Here is a 4171-nt window from a genome sequence, read left to right on the forward strand (position 1 = left end):
ACATCGCGCTAATCCGCCACCGCCCAAAAAAACGAAACGGCGCCCCCCGGCAAAAGCCAAAACATAACCACCCCACCACTGATCCGTTGGTCAATCCAGGAAATCCGCCGCATTGCTATCAGACTTGCGCGGAAGCGGATTCAACCCGCACACATCATCGCATGGTCCTTCTGGCGCAGAGCTCACCAGGCTGCCGCTCAACGCGCCCACTTCAAATCAAAAAAGCAACTGTAATGCTAACCCTGTCCATTTTTTCGGGGGAAGATCATCCATCACCGAACCAGCGCGGCAAAACTCATCGCGACTTGTCGAAGGGTGAAGCCGGTACAGAACCTCGCGGCAAACGGTGCCCGTGGGCGTTCTCAAACCTCGTTGTACAATAAAGAACGTGCCGTGGGCAGATCGGCATACGCAGATCGCGCGATCGACGCCATTGAATTATTGAATTCAATCAATGTTGACGATGATCTTTCCCATGGCCTTTCGAGTGGTCAATTGGGCAATCGCATCGCTAGCCTCGGATAGCGGAAAGCGCGCAGTTATGCATGGTCGCAGCTTGCCACTTTCATACCACCCTAGTAACTCAGCTACGCTGCGACTAAGGTGGTCAACACTCCGGTCGAGCCACGCCCCCCAGAACACGCCGAGAATTTGGCAAGACTTTAGCAATGGAAGATTGAGCGGAATTTGCGGGATGCCCGCGGTAAATCCTACTACGAGGAAGCGACCGTCCCAAGCTATCGCGCGCAAAGCCGCCTCAGAGTATCCGCCTCCTACGATATCGCATACAACATGTGCGCCGTCAGGTTCGCACGCCTCTTTGAGAAGGCGCACGACGTCTCTACGGGAAGCCGGGCCGAACGGCGCAACGCCATATATCACTGAGCGGTCTGCTCCGTGTGCTCGAACTAATCGTGCTTTCTCCGCGGTAGAAACTGCCGCCACAACGCGAGCGCCCATCGCTTTTCCAATTTCAGTTGCCGCGAGGCCGACACCGCCAGAAGCTCCAAGCACAAGGAGCGTGTCACCACTTTTCAGCGCGCCCCTCTCTTTCAATGCGTAGTAGGACGTACCATAAGTCAAAATGAACGCGGCCGCTTCGTCAAACGGCATTGTATCCGGCATCACCACACAACGGCTCGTATCGATGACAATCTTCTGCGCCATTGCCCCCCATCTAGAGAATCCCATGACGCGATCACCAGGTCGAAGCGAGCATACGCCAGTCCCAGTCGCTTCGACAACGCCAGAAAATTCGGCACCAGGTGAGAATGGCCTTTTTGGTTTGAATTGATACTTGTCTTCTATGATCAGCGCGTCCGGAAAATTTACACCGCTTGCCTTGACACGAACGACAACCTGACCAGGGCCAGCCACGGGATCGTCAACGTCTTCTAGCGTCAGTGTTTCCGGGCCTCCAATCGATCTGCTTACAATCGCTTTCATGCATACTCCTTGGAAGACAGTGTTGACTTGGCACGCATTGCGGTCGCGAACGCGACCGCGGCGGTCTGGCTCACCTGAAGGTAGGCTCTACGTTGAGTTCATCGAGGCGTCTTCGGCCTCCTGCTTACTGATTATTCCCTTGTCACCCCGATTCTCGACCTACGGCCGATAACAGAGATGCTTCATCATCAGCTTCAGCTTGCTCCTCCAATCACGTGCCGGATTGGTTGGACCTCTGCCCCTGATGCCCCCCAATCACTCGCGAGACGCGGGCATTTCGGCGAGGTTGACATCAGCACGTAAACCTGACCTGGCATAAAATCTTCCTCCAAGCATCCCGCTATGTGCGTGAAGACCTCCCGAAATGCGGCCTCAGCTCGCCATACATTGTTACGTTCTCTTGCAGGATTTGCGATAAACATCACACGGCACTTGCAGTCGCTTGAGTTCTGGCGATCTCCGTGACGATACTGTCTCTCGTGCGCGGGACGTTTCGAAGACGAGAGTTTTGGCAATTCACTGCCTCAAACGTCAGGCTTCTGCCGCCCCCAGCAGAACACAGCTTCCTCCTTCGTCAACGATGTTTGCGGTAAGAGCAGCTCGGCTCTATCGTGACGATCAATTTCGCTCCTCAACTCCTCCCCTGTTACCCACACGAGCCAATCATCGTCGACAATATCATCTTCTACCAACCGTAACTTGGATCCGCCGGGCTCGTAATGCACGTATCCGTTTTGCACAACAACGCCTTTGGCCACTCGCCAGCGCGGTACAAGTGCACATATGAAATCAGGAGCCCACATGGCGAAAGACACGCCGCGCGCTATTCCTGATGTTATTTTGGGGATACCCTGTCCCCTAAAGTCTCTGCGCACCCAAAGATCCCCGTGATAGGCAACCTTTCCGGCCATCTTCTTCGCGCTTGGTGCTACGCAAATGCACCGATCTTGAGGGTGTGCATGTAAGCTCGGGTCGGCATAAAACGCCTTCAGGGATTGAAGATGTTCTGCAAAGTTGCCGTCCGAAAGATCATACAGCCGAGCAGCTTCTAAGAGCACGACCTCATTATGCTTGTCGACACCTACGATCCAATATCCCTCGCCTGACCTAATAGGCGAGCGATCTGGTCGAAAGTTTGGATAAGTTGGAGCTTTTGTAGGAGTGGATCGTGTGATCGAGACATACTTATCAAAATCCGAACCTATTGAAAGCTTGATGCCCCTTTCGAGTGCCGCATCGTCATATACTTGAAGAAGCCGTGAGACGCGCAACGGATCGATTGAGCCTGCCATTGGTGTCCTTTTGTCATAATGAGCTAAATCATAGCTTAATTCATCGTGCACCATTAGCGATCGTCGAGATACCACCTGCTCTGGTAGGCCCCCAGGTCGCGGCAGTGCAAGTGAGCAAGGTTCCCGCCGTGATCACCCTCACAGGATCAACGAATGAGATCTTCGTCATCTTTCAAGCCGCCAGAACTACCTTCTGTCGGCAAGCCATTGATCTGACGCTCGGCTTGGCGATCCGCCTCTTCTGCTGGGCGATCAGCACCTGCTTCCGACGCTCTCGCGCGCGAGCCACTGCGAGTTCGATCGCGATCGCGGAAGCGCGCTCGGCTCCCGGCGGCCTCTTTCAGTGCGGCAACCTCATCCGGAGCAGCGTCACGATATCATCCAGGCCACACAATGAATTGCGGATCGAATGGAACTGCCCAGTCACGTGAATCTAAAGTTCGCCACATAAGGTTTGCTGGGCTTTGTGGCAGAAGCGTTTGACGGAAGCCAGAATCTGGTCAGCAGACTTGGTCCATTTGAAGGGCTTGGGAGTTTTTGTTGTGCAGGTCGATGAAGGTACGGATGTCGGCCTCGAGCTGCCTGACGGAAGTGTGAACACCTCGCTGGATCTGCTTTCGGGTGAGCTCAGGGAACCAGCGTTCGACCTGATTGATCCATGACGCGGAAGTCGGCGTGAAGTGGACGTGATAATGTGGCCGACGGGCGAGCCACGCTTTGATCCTGGGTGTCTCGTGGGTGGCGTAGTTGTCCATGACGATATGGACATCGAGGCCTTCAGGAACTTGAGCATCGATATCTCTTTGAAAAACTTCAAGAACTCGACTGCCCGGTGGCGCTTGTAGCATTTGCCGATGACGAACCCCGAGGCGACATCGAGCGCGGCAAATAGCGTGGTCGCACATAGCTGTGCGTACGATGCTCCGGTATGCCGGGCATCCTTGGAAAGACCGGCTGCTCGCGATCGAGGGCCTGGATCTGGCTTTTCTCATCGATGCTGAGGACAAGGGCTCGGTTCGGCGGGGACAGGTAAAGGCCGACGATGTCGCGTACCTTGTCGACGAACAGCGGATCGCTCGATAGTTTGAATGTCTGGCTACGGTGCGGCTGCAAGCCGAACGCCGCCCACATTCGGCGGATCGTGGTGGGGGAAAAGCCGGTCTCCGCAGCCATCGAGCGGATCGACCAGTGCGTCGCGTCGTCCGCAACGTCCGCTCAATCACGGCAGCAACCTGATCGTCGTTGATGGTTCGAGGGCGGCCAGGACGGGCCTCGTCGAGCAGGCCATCACAGCGATCCTTCAGAAACCGGCGACGCCACTTGCCAACGGTGTGTGCGGATTCCGGGGATTGCGGCCAGAGATTCCGATTGAACGCGACCATGCATTCCGATCGAAGGCGGCCACCTGTTCCGACGAAGGCGGCCGGGGTGTC

Annotated in this window: 3 protein-coding genes and 1 pseudogene; 1 reads left to right on the forward strand and 3 read right to left on the reverse strand. The window is 55.6% G+C overall.

Features of this window, described 5'->3' with window-relative positions; all coding sequences use genetic code 11:
* Positions 1–383, forward strand: a 383-nt coding sequence (locus tag IVA75_RS09560) for a hypothetical protein (protein WP_247290026.1), incomplete at its 5' end; no start/stop codon positions are given.
* A gap of 64 nt (positions 384–447) precedes the next feature.
* Here IVA75_RS09560 and IVA75_RS09565 read toward each other — a convergent pair.
* The 3 genes and pseudogenes from IVA75_RS09565 to IVA75_RS09575 all read right to left on the reverse strand — a co-directional run.
* The gene (locus IVA75_RS09565; RefSeq protein ID WP_247290024.1) at positions 448–1446 is read right to left on the reverse strand and encodes an NADPH:quinone oxidoreductase family protein; all 999 of its coding nucleotides are present in this window, start codon (positions 1444–1446) and stop codon (positions 448–450) included.
* A gap of 524 nt (positions 1447–1970) precedes the next feature.
* Positions 1971–2792: a hypothetical protein gene (locus IVA75_RS09570; protein WP_247290022.1), complete on the reverse strand. Its 822-nt coding sequence runs from the start codon at positions 2790–2792 to the stop codon at positions 1971–1973.
* 379 nt (positions 2793–3171) lie between these two features.
* Positions 3172–4072 (reverse strand): annotated as a pseudogene (locus IVA75_RS09575) (IS630 family transposase); the annotation flags it as partial.
* Positions 4073–4171 lie beyond the last annotated feature (99 nt).

It is taken from the genome of Bradyrhizobium sp. 134 (assembly GCF_023074155.1).
Taxonomy (GTDB): domain Bacteria; phylum Pseudomonadota; class Alphaproteobacteria; order Rhizobiales; family Xanthobacteraceae; genus Bradyrhizobium.